Origin of the sequence: Nisaea sp. (assembly GCF_034670185.1) — a bacterium.
Lineage (GTDB): Bacteria > Pseudomonadota > Alphaproteobacteria > Thalassobaculales > Thalassobaculaceae > Nisaea.
Genome location: NZ_JAXMNY010000001.1, coordinates 1,752,373 through 1,772,620, shown reverse-complemented (window position 1 = coordinate 1,772,620; position 20,248 = coordinate 1,752,373). Strand labels below are relative to the sequence as shown.

Below are 20,248 nucleotides of genomic sequence, written 5' to 3'. Positions count from 1 at the left end.
GACGGCGCACCATGCGTCGTCCTCCGACCATTTCAGATCCAGCATTTGTGAGTTGAGGCGCTCCCCATGAGTGAGCAAGTTTCCCCGTCGTCCGGCACGGACAAAGATAATGGTGGCGAAGTCGAGGAAAAGCAGCGCACCCGCGCGCTGAGCGGCGTTGCCAAATGGATTTTCATCCTGTTCACTGCGGCGGCTGTCTTGCTGTCCGTCAATCAGCTCTTCAACTTGCAGTTCTTCGCCGGGGTCGTGATCCTGGAAGGACGGTATCTCTTTCTGCTCGCTGGACTGTTCCTGTCTCTCACATTCCTTTCGTTCCCGCTGCGCGGTGAGCCTGGCGCCTCGGTTGCCTGGTATGACTGGGTTCTGGCTGCACTGGCCGCAGGTGTTTCCGGTTATTTTGCCTACACGGCCGACCTCAGCCTCGAAGAGGGATGGGAATATGCGCCGCCGGATACGGCCCGCTGGATTTCTTTCCTGTTCTGGGCGCTCATCATGGAGGCGACCCGGCGCGCCGGTGGCTTGGTGATCTTCCTGATCGTCTTTGTCTTCTCGCTCTATCCTACCTTTGCCGATGTCATGCCGGGCCCGATATCGGGCTTTGCGCAGCCTTTCGTCGACGTGATCCCGTATCACATCATTTCGTCCGAGAGCTCCTTCGGCATTCCGATGCGGGCCTTCGGCAATCTGGTGATTGGCTTCATCATCTTCGGCGCGGCCCTGCAATATACCGGCGGCGGCGCGTTCTTTAACAACCTAGCGCTGGCGCTTGTCGGCAACCTGCGCGGCGGTGCGGCGAAGGTGGCAATCTTTGCTTCCGGCTTCATGGGCTCGCTCTCGGGCAGTGTCATCTCGAATGTGCTGACGACCGGTGCGATTTCCATCCCGGCGATGAAGAAGACAGGTTTCCCGGCGCGCTATGCAGCCGGCACAGAAGCCTGTGCCTCCACTGGCGGCGTGCTGATGCCGCCGGTCATGGGCACCACGGCCTTCGTCATGGCGTCCTTTCTGGGGCGGCCCTATCTGGAAATCGCGGCGGCCGCGGCCATTCCGTCGCTGCTCTATTATTTCGGTCTCTTCATCCAGATCGATGCCTATGCGGCCCGCCATAATCTGAAAGGCATTCCGCGCGAACAGTTGCCGTCAATCTGGGAGACCATGAAAGAGGGCTGGTACTATCTCTTTGTCTTTGCCCTGCTGATCTTCCTGATGATGTTCTTGCGACAGGAAACCTGGGCGCCTTTCTATGCGACAGCGCTGCTGCTGATAATCAACCAGATCTCGAAGAAGCACAGGTTCGACGTGAAGGGCTTCTTTAATCTGATCTACAGCATCGGACGCGGTTTGACCGAACTGGTCGCGGTGCTGCTTGGTATTGGCCTGATTGTGGGCGCTTTCTCGGCGACCGGACTTGCCGGGACACTGGTCAATGACCTGATCTTCCTCGCGGGCGGCTCTGTCTTCATGCTGCTGGTCATGGGGGCAATCACCAGCTTCATCTTCGGCATGGGGATGACGGTCACTGCCTGCTACATCTTCCTCGCCGTGGTGCTTGCACCTGCTCTGGTAAAGGCTGGCCTCAATGAGCTCGCCGTGCACCTCTTCATCCTCTATTGGGGAATGGTGTCCTACATCACGCCGCCGGTGGCGCTCGGTGCCTTTGCCGCTGCGACCATGGCCCGGACCAATGCGCTTGCCGCCGGTGTCGAAGCCATGCGGCTTGGCAGCATCATCTATTTCGTGCCGTTCTTCTTCGTGCTCAACCCGGCTTTGATCGGTGAGGGCGATACGGCGGAGGTGATCGTTGTACTGGCAACCGCGCTGCTCGGTGTTTACCTCCTCGGCAGTGCGCTACAGGGCTATGTCGCGGGCTTTGGTACGATCGGGTCCGGGATGCTGCCGATGGCGGCACGGGGCCTTCTTCTGGTGGGGGGATTGTTCTTCGCCGCTCCGGGGGACGTTATTCCGGGACTGTCGCACCTGCACATGACGCTCATCGGCGGAACCCTCAGCGTGCCTGTCCTTCTCTTTGCCCGGATGAATCGGCGGAGAGCTGAAGCAGCTATCGGATAGCACGGGAAATTGGTGCGGCGGGGGACGGCTCTCGTTTGGAGCCGTCCTGCGACGAAAGGCATTGCTTGTGCTGGTTTACCCTGCGCCTCCGTTGCCATCCGCCGCCTGCCGCGCCGCCCGTTCTCTCTAGGTGAGTCGCGTAACGAAGTGATTGCTTTTACGTGACTTTCTGATGTCTCTTTGTTTTAAAATCACAAGAATTTCCCGGAAATTACAGAAGTCAGCCCAAGACTGGAAATGTGGCTGACCGAAATCGACTGGAAAAAATTCCTTCCGGACGCGAATATGCCGTCCAGAGTTTCGTGAGGGGACCGGCCGTCCAATCCTTGGACAAGTAGCCCGCAAAATCCTGCTGCCCCTGTTACCCAAAACGCCTGCCTCGAAGGAAGCGCCATGTCTGCCGACCTTATCCCCGTTTTTGACGGCCATAACGACACGCTCCTGCGACTTGTTCTGGCTGGAGGCGGTCGGGACGCGAAGAGCTTTTTCGAAGAGGGAGAGAGCGGTCATCTAGACCTTCCGCGTGCCCGTAAGGGTGGCTTCTGCGGCGGTCTCTTTGCCATGTTCACACCATCCCGCCTGCGCGATGACGAATCTCTGGACCTGTCGCCGGACGATCCCGCTAATTTCGCTCCGGTGTCGCAGGAAAACGCGGAGCCCTTTACCCGCAAGATGATCGATATGGCGCTCTCGATCGAACGCTTGTCCGGCGGCGATGTTGTTATCGCCCGTTCGGTCAGCGAAGCCCGGCATGCGATGGCGGATGGCAAACTGGCGATCGTCCTTCATATTGAGGGTGTGGAATGCCTCAGCCCCGATCTCTCCAACCTGCACGCGCTCTATCAGGCGGGACTACGGTCGCTCGGGCCGGTCTGGAGCCGGAAAAATGCGTTCGCGGATGGGGTGCCGATGGATTTCCCGGGTTCGCCCGATACCGGAAGCGGGCTGACCGACGCGGGCAGGGACCTGATCCGCGCCTGCAATACGATGGGGATCATGGTGGATCTCTCGCATATTACCGAAAAAGGCTTCTGGGATATTGCGGGGCTTTCGACCAAGCCGCTGGTGGCTTCGCACTCTAACGCGCATGCGATCTGTCAATCGCCACGCAATCTGACTGACCGACAGCTGGAAGCTGTACGGGAGAGTGGAGGACTCGTCGGCATCAATTTCCATGTCGGGTTTTTGCGGCCGGACGGCGCCAAGGACAGGCGAACCGATCTTGATCAGATCGTCGCGCATACCGACCACCTGCTGGAAAAGCTCGGCGAGGACGGTGTCGCGTTCGGCTCTGATTTCGATGGTTGTACCGTGCCGGCGGCGCTCGGAGATGCTGCTGGCATGCCCCGGCTGATAGAGAGATATCGGCAGGCGGGATACGGAGAGACGCTGATCCGCAAGATTGCTGCGGAGAACTGGCTTTCCCTGCTGGAACGGACCGGTCTCTAAGTCACGCTATCGGGAGAAGGTCGTCCCGGACCCCAGATAGGGTCGGGGACATGAATGTCGATTAGTCGACTTTCAGATTTGCGGCAAAAGACCGGCCACGGCGGGAATCTTCTTCAAGATCGAAGGTGATCTTGGTGCCGTCAGGCAGCTCGTCCAGACCAGCGGTCTGAAGTGCCGTGATGTGAACGAACACATCGGCGCCGCCGTCGTCCGGCTTAATGAACCCGTAGCCTTTGGTGGTGTTGAACCACTTAACTGTCCCTGTCGCCATTTTCATCTCCTTACTAAATCAATGCCAGTTTCATAACCGGCCCGATGGCCCGGACCGGTTATGATTCGAACGCCAGCTTAAGCTGCCTCGCGGCGTTTCGATTGTTTGCGCCGGAGGGTTTCACCCCCGCCGCCATTCGGTTTCCCGTGCGGAGCCTTCGGCTTGTTGCCAGGCTTCTGCGGACGGCGATCCGACTTTTCGCCTGAACCGTTACCGCCGCCATTGCCGTCTTTCTTCGCGAAAGACTGACCGCCACGCCGGTTCTGGCCACGGCCTTTGCCCGGTCCGTTCGGGCGCTGGCCACGACGCTTTCCACCGTCGTTCGCGTGATGCCGCTCGGGAGCCGATCCGCCGATCACTTCGATCCGTTGTCCCGTAAGACGTTCGATATCGAGCAGGTAAGCGAATTCTTCCGGATCGCAGAGCGACAGAGCCGAACCTTCGGTGCCGGCCCGCGCCGTGCGTCCGATACGGTGCACATAGCTTTCGGGTTCGTTCGGCAATTCGAAATTGATCACGTGGGTGACGTCGCTGACATCAATCCCGCGTGCGGCGATATCCGTCGCAACAAGTGCTCGGCAAGCGCCGTTACGGAACCGTTGCAGAGCCCGCTGACGCGCGCTCTGGGTCTTGTTTCCATGCAAGGCTTCGGATTCGATCCCGGAGGCAGTGAGCATCTTCGAAACCCGATCCGCTTTATGCTTGGTCCGGGTGAAGATGATGACTTTGTTGAAGTCGGGGTTCGACAGAATCTCAAGCAAGAGGCTTTGCTTGGAGGAGGACGGTACGTGGTGCACCGTCTGGTGAATACGCTCGACGGTCAGCTGTTCCGGCGTCACTTCCACACGGGCCGGCTCTTTCAGCAGGAACTGAGCCAGCTGTTCGACCTTCGGCGGCATGGTGGCGGAGAACAACAGGCTCTGCCGGGAGGCTGGGATCAGTTTCGCGATCTTACGCACGTCATGGATAAAGCCCATGTCGAGCATACGGTCGGCTTCGTCGAGCACGAGGTGCGAGACCTGGTCGAGGATAAGGCAGTTGCGGTTCACGAGATCGAGCAGACGGCCCGGGGTCGCAATAAGAATATCCGCTCCGCTGCCGAGGGAAGCTTTCTGCGGGCCAAAGGCAACGCCGCCAACCACAACGACCTTCTTCAGGCGAAGGTGCCGGGTGTAGGTCGAGATACTTTCGCCGATCTGAACCGCGAGCTCGCGGGTCGGGGCGAGAATCAGAACCCGAACGGTTTTCGGGGCTGTCTTGCGGCGTCCGGCTTTGTCGGCTTCAGCAAGCTGATGCAATATCGGCAGCGAGAATGCAGCCGTCTTACCCGTTCCGGTCTGGGCGATCGCGAGCAGGTCGCGGCGGTCCAGAAGCAGGGGGATCGATTGCTGTTGGATTGGAGTGGGGGTTTCGTATCCGGCTTCCGTCAGGGAACGCAGGATGGGCTCGCACAAGGCGAGTTCTGAAAAAGTCTTACTAGTCACAGAGTCATTTGGTCCATTGCAACGTAGCGCTATCTAGTCCGGAGACGATCGATAGGGCATCGTCTTAGCCCGTCTTCCACGCGCACCTGGAGCAAACGGAGATTTATCCAATTGCAGGGTAACAGAAAGTCCGCTTGAGACCGTCGCGCGATTACCCCGCTTGGCAGTAGAAGTGATGGTTAAAGTGAAGGAAGTCAAGGAATTGATTGCGCAATGCAGCATTGCGCGGCGTGTCCGGGACGGCCTTGATTGATCATCCGGAGCTGATGATGTCCGCTTGTTTTTTTAGTTCAGCCTTCAGGATTTTGCCCGTGGCGGTTGCCGGAAGAGCTTTCAGGAAAACGTAGTGGCTGGGGCATTTATAGGGCGCGAGATTGGCCCGCATGTGGGATTCGAGTGCGTCCTTTTCGATTGTCCGACCGGCTACGGGCTGGATAAACGCGACCACTTCCTCATTATCTTCTGACACCCGGCCAACCACGGCTGACAGGGCGATGTCTGAATGCTGGGCGAGAACGCCTTCGACCTCGGCCGGGTAGACATTGAAGCCCGACCGGATGATCAGCTCCTTCAGGCGGCCGACGACATAGAGATTGCCGGCGGCATCCGCACGCCCGAGATCGCCGGACCTGAACCAGCCATCAGATGTGATGACCTGAGCGGTCTGTTCGGTATCTCGATAATACCCCTTCATCACATTGGGGCCGCGGATCCAGATTTCGCCGACATCGCCGGTCTGCTTCGGCAGGCCGGTATCCCGGTCCGCGATCCTGAATTCTACGCCGGGAATTGCCGGGCCGACGGTTTCGTCTTTCGCCGGATCATCCATACGTGTGGTGGTCACGGTCGGCGAGGTTTCGGTCAGCCCGTAGCCGTTATGCAGAGGTTGCTTCCACATCGCTTCGACTTTGGCCTTGACCGTAAGGTCGAGCGGGGCACCGCCGGCGGAGAGATAGCGCAGCTTGGGGGCGGGCAGGGGGGCGCCGTTCTTGGCCGCGAGTTCCAGCAGATGGGCATACATGGCCGGAACGCCCTGGAAGATGGTGACACCGTCCTCGGCGAGAGCCCGGGCTGCATCTTTAGGCGCGAACCTGGAGACGGTGTGCAGATGTCCGCCATGTGCCAGGGTGCCGAGGAAGACCGAGGCCAGCCCGAACACATGGGATGTCGGCAGGACCCCGTAGGCGAGATCTTTCGGGCCGATGGCGCGGAGGCTGCCGGAGACCTCGGCGATGAACAGCAGGTTGTCATGGGTCAGCATGACGCCCTTGGGCTGTCCGGTTGTGCCCGATGTATAGATCAGAGCAGCGACCTGGTCGGCCCCGTCCCGGCCGAGCGGCTCGGCAACGGCAGCGTCGTTTAGCGGGGCGATCTGAACGCCTGTGAGGGGCGCCATATCGAACGGTACAGCACCGGCGGCGGCAGCGTGAGCCGTCGCGTCCGGCGAGACGCCGGTGGTGAAGAGTGTGGTACGAGCACCCGCATGCTCGGTGATCTTGCGAATTTCGTTGCCAGTCAGACGGGCGTTGACCAGCACGGTCCAGGCACCTATCCGGGACAGCGCGAAGATCAGGACCTGCAGGGCGGCGGCGTTCTCGTTCACCAGCACGACCCGGTCACCGCCACGCACGCCATAGAGTTCCAACGCGTCGGCGGCCTTGTCGACAGCCTCTTTAAGACCACGACCGTCGAGCGCGATTTCGGCATCGCTCAAGAGAATGCGATCTGCAGCGTCTTCCGCTCTGCGGTCGGTGATCGCGTGAAGGTACGAGCCCTTGGAAAAGCTGCGTTCGAAACTCTCGGTCATTTCAGGTCCGTCCGGTCGACAGGTAAGCTGGAGGCAGGTGAACTGGTTCAGGTGTTCGAGGCGACAACACGAATACTCTGACTTCCCATGGTCAGGGTTTCCGCGAGCCGGACAAGACGCGGTCCGAGGTCGGTCTCAAGCTTCTCGCGGGACAGCAGGAAGCTCGGGCCGCCGCAATTGAGGGCGAACACGGCAGAACGGTCCGGCATGATGACGGGGACGCCTACGGCATGCACATCCTTGTGCCAGTCGGCAAGCGAGAACGTGAAGCCGTATTTGGCGATGTCTTCTACCGCCTGATCTACACCGTCTTTTACCTTGGCGTAGCGTTCCGGGTCCTTGCGCTTGATGTGGTCCATCAGATATTCGCGCTCGTCTGCGGGCAAAGCCGCGAGAAAAGCCCTGCCCATGGCGGTTTCCGCGATTGGAAGGCGGGAGCCGACATCAAGGCGTAGCGTCAATGCGCCATCGCCGCGGCAGGTTTCGAGATACAGCATCTCGAGCCGGTCGCGCGTGCCGAGCGAGATCGCCGCGTCCACATCATTCGCCATCTGCTGCATCAGCGGGCGGGCCCGGGCGCGGATATCGAGATTGGAAAGGAAGGAGTAGCCGAGAGACAGCACGCTCGGGCCGAGCTGATAGAGTCCGGTGCTGTCATCTAGGGTCAGATAGTCGAGCTTTGTCAGTGTATGTGTCAGGCGCGAGATCGTAGGCTTCGGCAGCTTGGTGCGCTCCGCGAGCTCCTGGTTCCCGAGACCCCCGTCACCAGGCTTGAAGGCACGCAGGATCTCGAGACCGCGTGCGAGGGCGGTGACGAACTGGCGATCCTTATCGTCATCATTATTATCAGTGTTGTTGGGCATCTTGCCTGGCCGTTTCCTATCTCACCGCCAGAGCCTTGAGGCTCTGGCCCTGCCTCTCGTTCGTGGGCAGGTTCATTTCAAATATGCCACGCCCGGTGCGCCAAGGTCAATTTGCGGAACGCAGTTCCGCGTGTCGAAACTGTTGTCGCGAAAACGGCGCGAAAACGTACGCGGGAGAAGCTACTCTGTGCTCGCGACGATGTCATTTCGATCTGCAATTGAGCTGTATTAGCGTTGCGTCGCTTAACATCTGCAGTCAGCTAAGGAGTTTCTCACGTGCTTTATCGACGCGGCTTTGCGGCGCTTACACTGGTTTTGGGGCTTTTGGGTGGATTGTCTCCGGCCTCTGCAGAAGATGCGTCCAGGGAATGGAAGCCGGTGCTCGATGCCGCCCGGGGTCAGACGGTTTACTGGAATGCCTGGGGCGGTGATTCCCGAATCAACGCTTATATCGATTGGGCCGGTGAACAGGTTGAGGAGCGCTTTGGCATCTCGCTCGTGCATGTGAAGCTGACGGACACGGCGGAGGCGGTCGCCCGCGTTTTGGCTGAAAAGTCCGCCGGACGCACTGAAGGTGGCGCGATCGATCTCATCTGGATCAATGGCGAGAACTTTGCCGCGATGAAGCGGAACGGTTTGCTGTTCGGGCCGTGGCTCGAAAGGCTTCCCAATAACGCATTGACCGACCCGGCGAACAATCCGGATCTTGGCCTTGATTTCGGGGTGCCCGTCGAGGGGCTGGAGATGCCGTGGGCGCGGGCCCGGCTGGTCTTCTATCGTGATACGGCTGTTTTGCCGGAACCGCCCGCTACTTCAGACGCTTTGCTCGCCTGGGCGCAGGAGAATAGAGGCCGTTTCACCTACCCGCTGCCTCCGAGCTTTCTCGGGACGACCTTTCTCAAGCAAATCCTGATCGAACGCGCAGCCGATAAATCCGCTTTCTACAAGCCGGTTTCGGAGGGTGATTTTGCCGCGGTGTCTCAGCCGCTCTGGGATTATCTGGATCAGCTTCATCCCGCCCTCTGGCGGCAGGCGCGCAGTTTCCCGAAGAACGCTGGCGGGATGCGCCGCCTGATGAGCGACGGGGAAATCGATATCGCGTTCGCCTTCAGCCAGTCAGAGGCGTCGGCGGGAATCGATAGCGGCGAGTTGCCGGGGACAGTGCGCAACTACGTCTTTGATGGTGGCACCATCGGTAATGTCAGTTTCGTCGCCATTCCGTTCAACGCCGCCCACAGCGACGCCGCCATGGTGCTTGCGAATTTCCTGCTCTCGCCAGAGGCGCAGATGCGGAAACAGGACCCGGCACATTGGGGGTCCGCCACGGTTCTGTCTCTCGGTCAGTTGAAGAAAGAGGAGGCGGATGCATTCCGCGGCCTTGATCTCGGCCCGGCCGCGCTTCCGGCGGACAAGCTGGGGGCTATGCTGGCCGAACCGCATCCGAGTTGGACCGAAGCGCTTGAGGCGGAGTGGGTGCGGCGGTACGGAGTGCGGTGACGCTTTCATCGTTGGTGCCGACTGCATGCTGAGAGTAGCCCCATATCTGGTTGCCGCTATCCTGACCGGTCCGGTTCTTGCCGGATCGCTCGGAGCGTTGATCCCGTCTTTCGGGTTCTTGCCTGTGCTCGGGCAGGATGAATTCGGACTGGATGCCTGGCGGGCTCTGCTCGACTGGCCGGGTATAGGGAGCTCGGTCCTGCTGTCGTTCGTCTCTGGTATTGTGACGGCGGGGATTTCTCTTCTCCTGGCGCTGTTGTTTCTGGCCGTCTTTTTCGAGACCCAGGCCTTTATCTGGTTGCGGCAGGCTATCGCACCGATGCTGGCCGTTCCTCATGCAGCAGCGGCGTTCGCGCTGGCTTTCCTGATTGCGCCGTCCGGGTTCCTCGCCCGGCTTCTCTCTCCCTGGGCGACAGGTTGGCAGCGCCCGCCGGACCTGTTGATCGTGCAGGATGAGCTGGGGCTTTCCCTGATGGCGGGACTGGTGATGAAGGAAGTGCCGTTCCTGCTGCTGATGGCGCTGGCGCCGCTTGCCCAGATCCACGCGGGGGACCGGATGCGACTGGCCCGGTCGTTCGGATACGGACGGGTCTCGGCCTGGTTCAAGACGATTGTTCCCGCGCTCTATCCGCTGCTGCGGCTGCCGGTTTATGCGGTGATCGCCTATTCCTCGGCCAATATCGATGTGGCGCTGATCCTCGGGCCGGTATCGCCACCGCCGCTTGCGGTGCAGATCCTGCGCTGGTCGAACGATCCGGATCTCGATTTCAGGATGATTGCGTCGGCCGGCGCGATCCTACAATTCGCCGTGACGGCCGGGGCAATCGCTCTCTGGATCCTGGCCGAACGATGCATCGGATGGCTGGCACGCGGCTGGCTTGTCTCTGGCAAAAGGCGCACCGGCGATGCAGGTCTTGCAACGCTGGGGCGGGGATTGTTTCCGGCGCTCATCCTTGCCTCGGTCCTCGGCATAGCTGCACTTGCCCTGAATGCCTTCGCCCGGGTCTGGCGCTTTCCCGATGCGCTGCCGGGGCGCTGGACATTGGGGCATTGGCAGAGCGTCGCGGAAACGGCGGGCGGCCCGGTTGTGGCGACCCTCTGGATCGCGCTGCTGACGACGCTGCTGTCCCTCGTGCTCGTGGTTTGCGTTCTTGAAAACGAACGCCAGCGTGACGCGCGGTCGGGGCGGGTTCTGGAGTTCCTGATCTATGTGCCGCTTCTGGTGCCGCAGATCGGTTTCATCTTCGGTCTGGTGCTGCTGGCGGAACTGGCGGGAGCGCCTCCCGGCGGCGGGCTGGTCGCGGCGGGCCATGTCATTTTCGTTCTGCCTTATGTCTATCTCTCGCTTTCGGAAGCCTACCGTCGGCAGGACCCGGCCTGGATGAAGATCGCCCGGACACTCGGACAGAGCGCGGCGGGCGCGTTCTGGCGCGTGCGTTTGCCGATGCTGCTGACCCCTTTGCTCACGGCCTTTGCCGTCGGGGCTGCAATCAGCATCGGCCAGTATCTGGTGACCCGTCTGCTTGGCGCCGGCCGGGTGGAGACGGTGACAACGGAGGCAATTGCGCTTGCCGCGGGCGGGGACCGCCGCCTGATCGGGGCATGGGCGTTGACGCAGGCAATCCTGCCGGTGGCGGGGTTCGCGTTGGCACTTGCCGCACCGCGCCTGATCTGGCGCAATCGACGCGGAATGTTAGGAGGAACACGGTGACTTCGGGACTGTGTTTGAAAGATGTTCGGATTACCCTCGACGGCAAGGCATTGCTTTCGCTTGATTGTGTGATCGAGCCAGGGACCGTGCTGACTGTCATGGGGCCGTCCGGTTCCGGAAAATCGACATTGTTGTCCTTCGTCGCCGGCTTTCTGACAGCGCCGTTTGCGGCAGAGGGCCGGATTGTACTGAATGGCGCCGATATCACCGATGCGCTGCCGGAGGCCCGGCACGTCGGTTTGCTGTTTCAGGACCCGATGCTGTTCCCGCATCTGAGTGTGGGCGGAAACCTGTTGTTCGGGATGCCGCCAGGAGTCCGCGACCGCCTTGCATCTGCCGGGGAGGCGCTCGACCGGTTCGGCCTGGAAGGCTTCGCGGATCGCGATCCGGCAACGCTCTCGGGAGGGCAGGCGTCCCGCGTAGCGCTTCTCCGCTTGCTCCTGTCGGAGCCGAAAGCGGCGCTTCTCGATGAGCCTTTCTCGAAGCTCGACCGGCATCTGCGGGATGATATACGGCGCTTCACCTTCGAGCGGCTGCGGGACGCGGCCCTGCCGTCGATCCTGGTGACGCACGACCCCGAAGACGCGGAAGCCGCGGGCGGGCCGGTGGTGGAGCTTGCCGAAGCCAGCTGATTTCTTGCAGCCGATCCTTATCGCGAATGAAGCGGACACGGATCGGCGCTGGACCCGGTGCGCGTGGCGACGGTATCCAAGATCGTCTTAAAGATCAGGAGGTCCCGACATGAGCACTGCCACAAATCGCCGCTGGTTGCTGGCATCGCGCCCGGAAGGCGCTCCGGTTCCGGAGAATTTCCGTCTCGACGAGGCCGAAATCCCGACTCCCGGCGCTGGCGAGATGCTGTTGCGGGTGATCTATCTGTCACTGGACCCCTATATGCGCGGCCGGATGAGCGATGCGAAATCCTATGCGGCGCCGGTGCCGATCGACGGCGTGATGGAAGGCGAGACCGTTGCCGAGGTGATGGAATCGAACAATCCGGATTTCGCGCCCGGAGACATCGTACTCGCCCGGGCTGGCTGGCAGAGTTACGGGCTCTCCGATGGCACTGGGGTGCGCAAGGTCGCTGCCGGATCGGCGCCGATTTCGACGGCGCTCGGTGTGCTCGGCATGCCGGGACTGACGGCCTATGCAGGACTGAAAAATATCGGCATGCCGAAAGCGGGCGAGACGGTGGTGGTTGCCGCCGCGTCAGGTCCTGTTGGCTCCGCTGTCGGGCAGATCGCGAAAATCAGGGGCGCCCGGGCGGTCGGCATCGCCGGTGGCGCGGATAAATGTGCCTATCTGGTGGACGAGCTCGGTTTCGATGCGGCGGTGGATCACCGGGCACCGGATTTTGCTGAACAACTTGCAAAGGCCTGCCCGGACGGGATCGACGTTTATTTCGAAAATGTCAGCGGCAAGGTGTTCGACGCGGTCTTCCCGTTGTTCAACCAGTTCGCCCGGATGCCGGTCTGCGGCACCATCGCCTTCTACAATGCGACCAGCTTTCCCGAGATGGACACAAAGGTGCCGGCCCTGATGCGCGCGGTGTTGACCAAGCGGCTCCGTATCCAGGGCTTCATCGTCTACGATTTCGCCTCTGACTATTCGGACTTCGCACGTGACATGGCCGGCTGGATCGCCGATGGCAGGGTCAAGTATCGTGAGGACATCGTCGAGGGGATCGAGACGGCGCCGGAAGCCTTCATCGGCCTTCTCAAGGGAAAGAACTTTGGGAAAATGGTCGTGAAAGTCGGCCAAGACCCAGTAGGCGCATAAAACAAAGTCTTGCGGGGTACGGGGCGCCTGTCTGGTGCAGGCACAATTTGGTGGATTGCCCTTGCGCCGCGATTGACAGCAGGATGCTGAGCCGTAAGGCTCACTTTGGGCCAAACTCTGGGGCTCAGAGACAATCGGCTTCGGGGCGGGCCATGTCCGATCAGGCAACAACTGATGCATATTCCGAGCGGCCGTGGGAGGCTCCTGACCGGCATGAGCCGGTGGTGCGCCTGCGCGGGATCGTTAAGAAATTTGGCAGCGTAGAAGCGGTCGCCGGAGTTGATCTCGACGTCTATCGCGGTGAGATTTTCTGTCTGCTCGGCGGCTCCGGCTGCGGCAAGACCACATTGCTGCGCATGCTCGCCGGGCTCGAAATGCCTAATGCAGGTAGCATCGAAATCGATGGTGAGGACGTGACCGCTCTGCCGCCCTATGAGCGGCCGGTCAACATGATGTTCCAAAGCTATGCGCTGTTCCCGCATATGAGCGTGTCGGCCAATGTCGCCTTCGGGCTCAAACGCGACGGTATTCGCGGCCAGGAACTTGAGGACCGGGTCTCGCAAGCTTTGGCGCAGCTGGAACTGACCGATTTCGCCAATCGCCGGCCGCAGCAGCTATCAGGTGGGCAGCGCCAGCGGGTCGCCTTGGCGCGCGCCATCGTGAAGCGCCCGAAGCTTCTGTTGCTCGATGAGCCACTCGGCGCGCTCGACAAGCGGCTGCGCGAGAATGCGCAGTATCAGTTGATCAAACTCGCGGACGATACCGGCATCACCATGATTGTGGTCACGCATGATCAGGAAGAGGCCATGGTGCTGTCGACCCGCTCCGCCGTTATGGACAAGGGGAAAGTCCGGCAGGTCGGCACCCCGACGGAGCTGTACGAACGGCCGGGATCGCGCTTTGTTGGCGCTTTCCTTGGCAACATTACCCTTTTCGATGGCACAGTCGCCGCAATCCGCGACGGGATCGCTGAACTGAAGGTGGATGGCCTAGACACGCCGCTGTTCGCTGCCGCAGGTCAGGTCGCGATCGGTTCCCGTGGTGCGCTCGCGTTGCGGCCGGAGAAGGTCCGGATCGGACGTGAGGGGACTGCGCCGGAAGGCCAGATCAACCGGCTCGGCGGAACGGTCGAGGGCCTCGCGTATCTAGGGGACGTCACTTCTTACCGGGTGCGGACGGAACATGGAGCGTTGGTCGAGGTGACGCGGGCCAACAGCGAGAATGCGGCCAAACGCGACGTTGACTGGGACGATCAGGTCGATCTCTGGTTCGAACCTGAAAACGCGCTTCTGCTCGGAGCCGACTAGATGGCGGAGGCACCGGCATCCGGCCCGGCCTCCACCGTTGCGACCGGAAAATCCTTCTGGTTCTCCGGAAAAGGGGCGGTCGCTGGCATTCCCTATCTGTGGCTGTTCGTGTTCTTCCTGGTCCCGTTCGCCATCGTGTTCCGGATCTCTCTGTCGGAGCCGGTGATCGCGCAGCCGCCCTATTCGCCATTGTTCGGTGCGGACGGCAGCTACCAGGGATCGTTCTTCAACTATCAGCTTCTGTTCGATGATGCGTTGTTTCGTGGGGCCTATCTGAACTCCCTCTGGGTCGCTGGCATCTCGACCCTGGTGACATTATTGATCGGCTACCCGATGGCCTATGTCATTGCCCGAGCGCGGCCGCTGGTGCGCAATCTGCTGCTGATGGCGGTCATGTTGCCGTTCTGGAGTTCGTTCCTGCTTCGGGTCTATGCCCTGAAGACGATCATGGCCGATACCGGTCTGGTGAACGGGCTGTTGCTCAATCTTGGTTTGATCGATGCGCCGATCCGTATGCTGCAGACCGATTTCGCGCTCTATGTCGGCATTTCCTACACCTACCTGCCATTCATGATCCTGCCGCTCTACGCCACGTTGGAGCGGCTTGACTGGTCGCTGGTGGAAGCCGCGGAAGACCTAGGCTGCCGGCCCTGGAAGGCGTTCCTGCTGGTCACGCTGCCGCTTTCGGTTCCCGGCATGATCGCCGGTGCGATGCTGGTCTTTATCCCGGCGACGGGTGAGTTCGTCATCCCGAACATGCTCGGTGCTTCCGACACACTGATGATCGGCCGAATGCTTTGGGACACGTTCTTCAGCGAGCGGGACTGGACGCTGGCGTCGTCTCTGGCCGTGGTGCTGCTGTTGTTGCTTGTGTTGCCGATCATGGTGTTCCAGATCGCCGAATCCCGGCGGGAGGAACGGGCATGAGCCGGCGCGGTGGCAAGATTGCGCTGCTGGGGTTGGTGTCGGCCGGGTTTGCCTTCCTTTACCTGCCGTTGGTCGTGCTTGTGGTGTTCAGCTTCAATGGCTCGAAGCTGGTCAGCGTGTGGGGCGGCTGGTCGACGAAATGGTATCTGGAACTGTTCAGTAACGAGCAGATCCTGAACGCCGCCTGGCTTTCACTGAAGATCGCCATGATCAACGCGACCGGCGCGACCCTGCTCGGTACGATGGCTGGGCTGGTGCTCGCAAGGTTCGGCCGCTTCGGCGGGCGTGCTCTCTTCACGGGCTTGATCGCGGCGCCATTGGTCATGCCGGATGTGATCATCGGCATCAGCCTGCTGCTCACCTTTGTGTCCATGGAGCAGTTAATCGGCTGGCCGCATGGGCGAGGGATCGACACGATCCTGATTGCCCATATTACCTTTTCGACGGCTTACGTCGCGATCGTCGTCCAGTCGCGGGCAAGCGGGCTCGATCGTTCGATCGAGGAAGCGGCGCTTGATCTGGGTGCCCGCCCGATCACGGCTTTCCTGCTGATCACACTGCCGATGCTGGCCCCGGCGCTGGCCTCGGGCTGGCTGCTTGCCTTCACACTCTCGCTGGACGACCTGGTGATCGCCAGCTTTGTCTCGGGCCCCGGATCGTCCACCTTGCCAATGGTGATCTTCTCCAAGGTCCGGCTGGGCGTGACGCCCGAGATCAATGCGCTCGCAACGCTCCTGATCGGCGCTGTCGCACTTGCAGCAGGGGCCGCAACCTGGATACAGATCAGGCGTTCGTCTCGAGCCTGAGCAGAGCCTGCCGGTCGATCTTTCCGGTGCCGGTCTTGGGCAGATTGTCCAGATAAACGAAGTCGCGCGGCGCTTTATGCGGAAGCAGGGTCTCCCGGATGTAGGTTTTCAGGCTGGCGGTCAGAGGGCCGCCCGGCTCTGTCCCCTTCGTCGCCGAAACGAAGGCGCGCAGAACGGTTCGGCGGTCCGCTAGCTGGATCGCGGCGACGGCGCACTCGACAATCTCCGGATGCTCGTTCAGGCAGAGTTCCACTTCCAGCGGGTAGACCCACTGGCCGCTCACTTTCACCAGATCGTCGATCCGGCCAAGGAAGAAATAGAACCCGTCCTCGTCGCAGCGGAACCGGTCGCCAGTGTAGATCCAGCCGTCACGCATGGTGTCGGCGGTCTTGTCGGGCCGGTTCCAGTAGCAGGGTGCGTTGGAATCGCCGCGCACTGACAGCACGCCGTCCTCTCCCGGAGCGGCGGGAGCGCCATCGGGTGTTGTCAGCATGACATCGTAGCCGGGCACGCGCTTTCCGGCGGAGCCGATCCTTTTCTCGGTCTCTGTATTCGAGAGATAGATATGCAGCACTTCGGTCGAGCCCAGGCCTTCCACGATCTCGAACCCGAAGCGGTCCTTCCAGGCGTCGAAAATCTCCTGCGACAGGATTTCCGCCGCCGAGATGCACATCCGCACGGAGGACAGGTCCGCGCTTGCCGCAGACGGGTCCTTGATCATTGCGGTATAGAGGGTCGGCAGGCCGAACAGCAGGGTCGGCTTGAACCGGGAGGCCATATCGAAAACGGCATCCGGTTTAGGGCGTCCGGAGAACAGAATAACGCTGGCCCCGGCATGGAACGGGAAAGCGATTGCGTTACCGAAGCCATAGGCGAAGAAGATCTTTGGGATCGAGAAACAGATATCGTCCGGTCCGATATGCAGAATGTGGCGCGCGTAGCTCTCGACCGTGTAGAGCGCGTCGTGCTGCAAGTGGAGAATACCCTTCGGGCGCCCGGTGGAGCCCGAGGAATACATCATGAATGCGGGGTCATCCCGTCCCGTATCTGCCGCTTTGAGTTCAGCTTTTTGTTCCGCCAGCCAGCGTGCGCCATCGCGGGCTTCCGGCACGGCAGAAGGGCCAGCACCGTTGATCGAGATCGCTGTGACGGGGGCGAGGGCGGCCGCGTCGAGTGCCGTCACCGTACTGGCATGGCTCTCGTCGAAGATCATGACGCGTGCACCGGCATCCTCAATATAGAAGGAGATCAGATCGGGGCTCGACAGGGTGTTGGCTAGGATTGGAACCATGCCTGCCCGAATAGCGCCGAAAATCGCGGCCGGATATGCGGGGGTGTCATCCATGAGCAGCAACACCCGGTCGCCGCGCCCCAGCCCGAGCGCAAGCAAGCCGTTGCCGAACCGGCAGGCATCCTCCGCCAACTCCCCATACGTCCGATTTCCCCGGTCGGAATAGACAGCGATCTTGTCCGAGCGGCCGCGCTCCAGATTGTCGAACAGCAGGCTGGAGGCGTTGTAGGTATCCGGGACTGAGAAACCGATTTCGCCGGTTTCCGGAGCGTCTCTTGGTACACGGTCCAGAATTTGTTCGGGTGTCATGCCTGGCCTCCCGCCGCATCAACGTTCCAGTGCGGACTGTAGGTGGCAAAAAACTCGGGTGCCAGGCGTTGCAGCCTTTCGTCGTTCATGCGGCCGCTGCGCTGGATGTAGGAATAAGCGAAATCGGCCGGAGCCAGCTCCATATGATTGGCGAAATCCTCGTACCAGGCCGCGCTGGTATTCGCCGCGCGAACGATCTTCTCGGTGATAGGCTTGCGGGCGGCTTCGTAGGCGGCGAGAGCGGCTGGGATGTCATCGGGCGTTGCGAGCACAGCCTTGGCAAGGGCAAGGGCATCTTCCATCGCAAGCCGGGTGCCTGAACCAATGCTGAAATGCGCAGTGTGGACTGCGTCTCCGATGAGGACGTGCTTGCCGCTGTGCCAGCTCTTGCAGGACAGTTTGGGGAAACGGCGCCAGTAGGAATTGTTCGTGATCAGGCTGTGGCCCTGCAGCACATCTGCGAAGACGTTTTCGCAATAGGCCTTGGTTTCGGCTTCTCCCATGCCTTCAAACCCGGCTGCCTGCCAAGTGTCCTCGTCGGTCTCGACGATGAAGGTGCTGAGTGTCGGGGTGTAGCGATAATGATGGGCGTTGAACGGCCCATCTTCGGAGCGCCGGAACGACTGGGTGAGGGTATCGAACGGCCGGTCCGTGCCGTACCATATGAAGCGGTTTTCCAGCTGCGGCATCTCCGTGCCGTATTCTGATCCATCGCCGCGGATGAAAGAATTCAGCCCGTCCGCCCCGACGATCAGATCCGCATCGTCCAGCCGGGACAGATCGTCGGCTTCGTTTTCGAACAGGGGTTCTATGCCGACGCTCCGGGCCCGCTCCGTCAGGATCTGGATCAGCTCGAGCCGTCCGATAGCGGCGAAGCCCATCCCGTCGATATCGATCCGTTCGCCTTCAAGATCGAGCGTCAGATTCCGCCAGGTTTCCATCGCGGGCAGGATCGCATCGTGAGTCTCGGGGTCGTCCGCCGCCATGAAGGCCAGAGCCTGGTCCGAAAACACCACGCCGAAACCGAAGGTGGCCCCTTCCGGATTACGCTCGACAAGCGTGACCTCGAAGTCAGGTCTCTGACGCTTCACAAGATATGAAAAATACAGCCCGGCTGGTCCACCGCCGATAATTTTTATGCGCATTGGCGCTTCCCCCTAAGTTCTTGGGGGCATAATTGCGGCAGTGCAGGCAGAGCGCAACCAAACGTCGGTCAATAGGGACTGTCGACGTCCCCCATTTCGACATAGACGCTCTTGATCTGGCTGTAATGCTCGATCGCGGCGCGGGCGTTCTCGCGGCCGATGCCGGATTTCTTGACGCCGCCGAAAGGCATTTCGACCGGGGTTAGGTTGTAGGCGTTGATCCAGCAGGTGCCGGCTTCAAGCGCCGCAACAACACGGTGGCCGCGCTGGATGTCTTTCGTGAACACACCGGCAGCGAGGCCGAAATCAGTGGCGTTGGCGCGAGCGAGCACTTCCTCCTCGGTGTCGAAATCGAGCACGCACATAACCGGACCGAAGATCTCTTCCCGGGCGATAGTCATGCTGTCTTTCACATCTGCAAAGACGGTCGGAGCGACGAACCAGCCTTTCGGAAAAGCGGGAACAGTGGCTGCGTCACCGCCGATCAGCACGCGGGCGCCTTCGTCGCGGCCGGTCTGGATATAGCCGAGCACCTTCTCGAATTGCGGCTTTGAGACGAGGGGGCCAAGATGTGTCTCTTCATTCATCGGATCGCCGAGACGGATCTTCGCAGTGCGTTCGCGCAGCCGGTCGAGGAATTTCTGTTTGATGCTTTTCTGCACGAAAACACGCGTACCGTTGGAGCAGATCTGGCCACTGGAATAGAAGTTGCCGAGCATGGCGCCAGAGATCGCGTTCTCGATATCCGCATCCTCGAAAACAATGATCGGGGATTTGCCGCCAAGCTCCAGCGTAACCGGCTTCAGACCTTCGGCGGCTGCAGCCATAACTTTTGCGCCGGTCTGCACGGAGCCGGTGACGGACACCTTGTTGACGCCGGGATGATTGACCAGCGCCGCGCCCACATCGCCGAAGCCCTGAACGACGCTGAACACGCCATCCGGCAGGCCTGCTTCCTTATAGATCTCGGCGAGTTTCAGGGCTGTCAGCGGGGTGGTTTCCGACGGCTTGAAGATCATCGCATTGCCGCAGGCGAGCGCCGGTGCCGATTTCCAGCAGGCGATCTGGATCGGGTAATTCCAGGCGCCTATGCCGACGCAGACGCCGAGCGGCTCGCGCCGTGTATAGGCGAAGGAGCCGCCGAGATCGGTAAATTCGCCGTGGATGTCCGCCGCGATGCCGCCGAAATATTCGAGGCAGTCGGCGCCGGAAGCGGCGTCCGCCACCAGCGTTTCCTGCAGCGGTTTGCCCGTATCCAGCGTCTCCAGCAGCGAAAGCTCCCGATTACGTTCGCGGATCAGATCGGCGGCCCTGCGCAACACCCTGCCTCTTTCCGCGCCGCTGAGGGCGGCCCAGACCTTCTGACCTTCCCGTGCGCCGGAAACCGCCTTGTCGATGGTTGCGGCGTCGGCGGCATGAATTTCCGCGATGATCTCCCCGGTAGCCGGATGGATGCTGGGGAAGCTCTTGCCCTTGGGGCTTTCCATCGGGCTACCGGCGATGAAGTGGGAGGCGGTCGGTTGCGCGCGCAT

General features: G+C 61.0%; 16 protein-coding genes. 9 read left to right on the top strand and 7 right to left on the bottom strand.

Features of this window, described 5'->3' with window-relative positions:
* Window positions 1-66 precede the first annotated feature (66 nt).
* Window positions 67-2,070 (top strand): TRAP transporter fused permease subunit, encoded by a 2,004-nt coding sequence (locus VOI22_RS08430; RefSeq protein WP_323796062.1) that lies wholly within the window; start codon window positions 67-69, stop codon window positions 2,068-2,070.
* 393 nt (window positions 2,071-2,463) lie between these two features.
* On the top strand, window positions 2,464-3,519 hold the full coding sequence (locus VOI22_RS08425) for a dipeptidase (protein ID WP_323796061.1): 1,056 nt from the start codon (window positions 2,464-2,466) through the stop codon (window positions 3,517-3,519).
* Window positions 3,520-3,580: 61 nt separating this feature from the next.
* Here the strand turns inward: VOI22_RS08425 and VOI22_RS08420 are convergent, their stop codons facing one another.
* The 4 genes from VOI22_RS08420 to VOI22_RS08405 form a co-directional block, all read right to left on the bottom strand.
* Complete coding sequence (locus VOI22_RS08420) at window positions 3,581-3,790, bottom strand: cold-shock protein (RefSeq protein WP_028464510.1); 210 nt, start codon at window positions 3,788-3,790, stop codon at window positions 3,581-3,583.
* 77 nt (window positions 3,791-3,867) lie between these two features.
* A complete protein-coding gene (locus VOI22_RS08415) occupies window positions 3,868-5,274 on the bottom strand; it encodes a DEAD/DEAH box helicase (protein WP_323796060.1) in 1,407 nt (468 codons plus the stop codon).
* A 253-nt stretch (window positions 5,275-5,527) separates the two neighbouring features.
* Window positions 5,528-7,081 carry a class I adenylate-forming enzyme family protein gene (locus tag VOI22_RS08410; RefSeq protein WP_323796059.1) on the bottom strand — a complete coding sequence of 518 codons (1,554 nt, stop codon included), beginning with the start codon at window positions 7,079-7,081 and terminating at the stop codon, window positions 5,528-5,530.
* Window positions 7,082-7,128: 47 nt separating this feature from the next.
* Complete coding sequence (locus VOI22_RS08405; RefSeq protein WP_028464512.1) at window positions 7,129-7,944, bottom strand: IclR family transcriptional regulator; 816 nt, start codon at window positions 7,942-7,944, stop codon at window positions 7,129-7,131.
* Between the two features lie 276 nt (window positions 7,945-8,220).
* Between VOI22_RS08405 and VOI22_RS08400 the strand changes: the two genes are divergently transcribed.
* From VOI22_RS08400 to VOI22_RS08370, 7 genes are all read left to right on the top strand, one after another.
* Window positions 8,221-9,441, top strand: coding sequence for an ABC transporter substrate-binding protein (locus tag VOI22_RS08400; RefSeq protein ID WP_323796058.1), 1,221 nt, complete (start codon window positions 8,221-8,223; stop codon window positions 9,439-9,441).
* A 25-nt stretch (window positions 9,442-9,466) separates the two neighbouring features.
* Window positions 9,467-11,152 (top strand): ABC transporter permease, encoded by a 1,686-nt coding sequence (locus tag VOI22_RS08395; protein WP_323796057.1) that lies wholly within the window; start codon window positions 9,467-9,469, stop codon window positions 11,150-11,152.
* A complete protein-coding gene (locus VOI22_RS08390) occupies window positions 11,149-11,784 on the top strand; it encodes an ATP-binding cassette domain-containing protein (RefSeq protein WP_323796056.1) in 636 nt (211 codons plus the stop codon). The genes VOI22_RS08395 and VOI22_RS08390 overlap by 4 nt, the downstream gene beginning before the upstream one ends.
* 109 nt (window positions 11,785-11,893) lie before the next feature.
* A complete protein-coding gene (locus VOI22_RS08385) occupies window positions 11,894-12,931 on the top strand; it encodes an NADP-dependent oxidoreductase (RefSeq protein WP_323796055.1) in 1,038 nt (345 codons plus the stop codon).
* 152 nt (window positions 12,932-13,083) lie between these two features.
* Entirely contained in the window at window positions 13,084-14,238 is a 1,155-nt protein-coding gene (locus VOI22_RS08380; RefSeq protein ID WP_323796054.1) for an ABC transporter ATP-binding protein, read from the top strand.
* Window positions 14,239-15,165, top strand: coding sequence for an ABC transporter permease subunit (locus VOI22_RS08375; protein WP_323796053.1), 927 nt, complete (start codon window positions 14,239-14,241; stop codon window positions 15,163-15,165).
* A complete protein-coding gene (locus tag VOI22_RS08370; protein WP_323796052.1) occupies window positions 15,162-15,971 on the top strand; it encodes an ABC transporter permease subunit in 810 nt (269 codons plus the stop codon). The genes VOI22_RS08375 and VOI22_RS08370 overlap by 4 nt, the downstream gene beginning before the upstream one ends.
* On the opposite strand, the gene VOI22_RS08365 is transcribed toward VOI22_RS08370, so the two are convergent.
* From VOI22_RS08365 to betB, 3 genes are all read right to left on the bottom strand, one after another.
* Window positions 15,949-17,571, bottom strand: coding sequence for a benzoate-CoA ligase family protein (locus tag VOI22_RS08365; RefSeq protein WP_323796051.1), 1,623 nt, complete (start codon window positions 17,569-17,571; stop codon window positions 15,949-15,951). The genes VOI22_RS08370 and VOI22_RS08365 overlap by 23 nt on opposite strands.
* Entirely contained in the window at window positions 17,568-18,716 is a 1,149-nt protein-coding gene (locus tag VOI22_RS08360; RefSeq protein ID WP_323796050.1) for an FAD-dependent monooxygenase, read from the bottom strand. Before VOI22_RS08360 ends, VOI22_RS08365 begins: the two co-directional genes overlap by 4 nt.
* A 68-nt stretch (window positions 18,717-18,784) precedes the next feature.
* The gene (gene betB, locus VOI22_RS08355) at window positions 18,785-20,248 is read right to left on the bottom strand and encodes a betaine-aldehyde dehydrogenase (RefSeq protein WP_323796049.1); all 1,464 of its coding nucleotides are present in this window, start codon (window positions 20,246-20,248) and stop codon (window positions 18,785-18,787) included.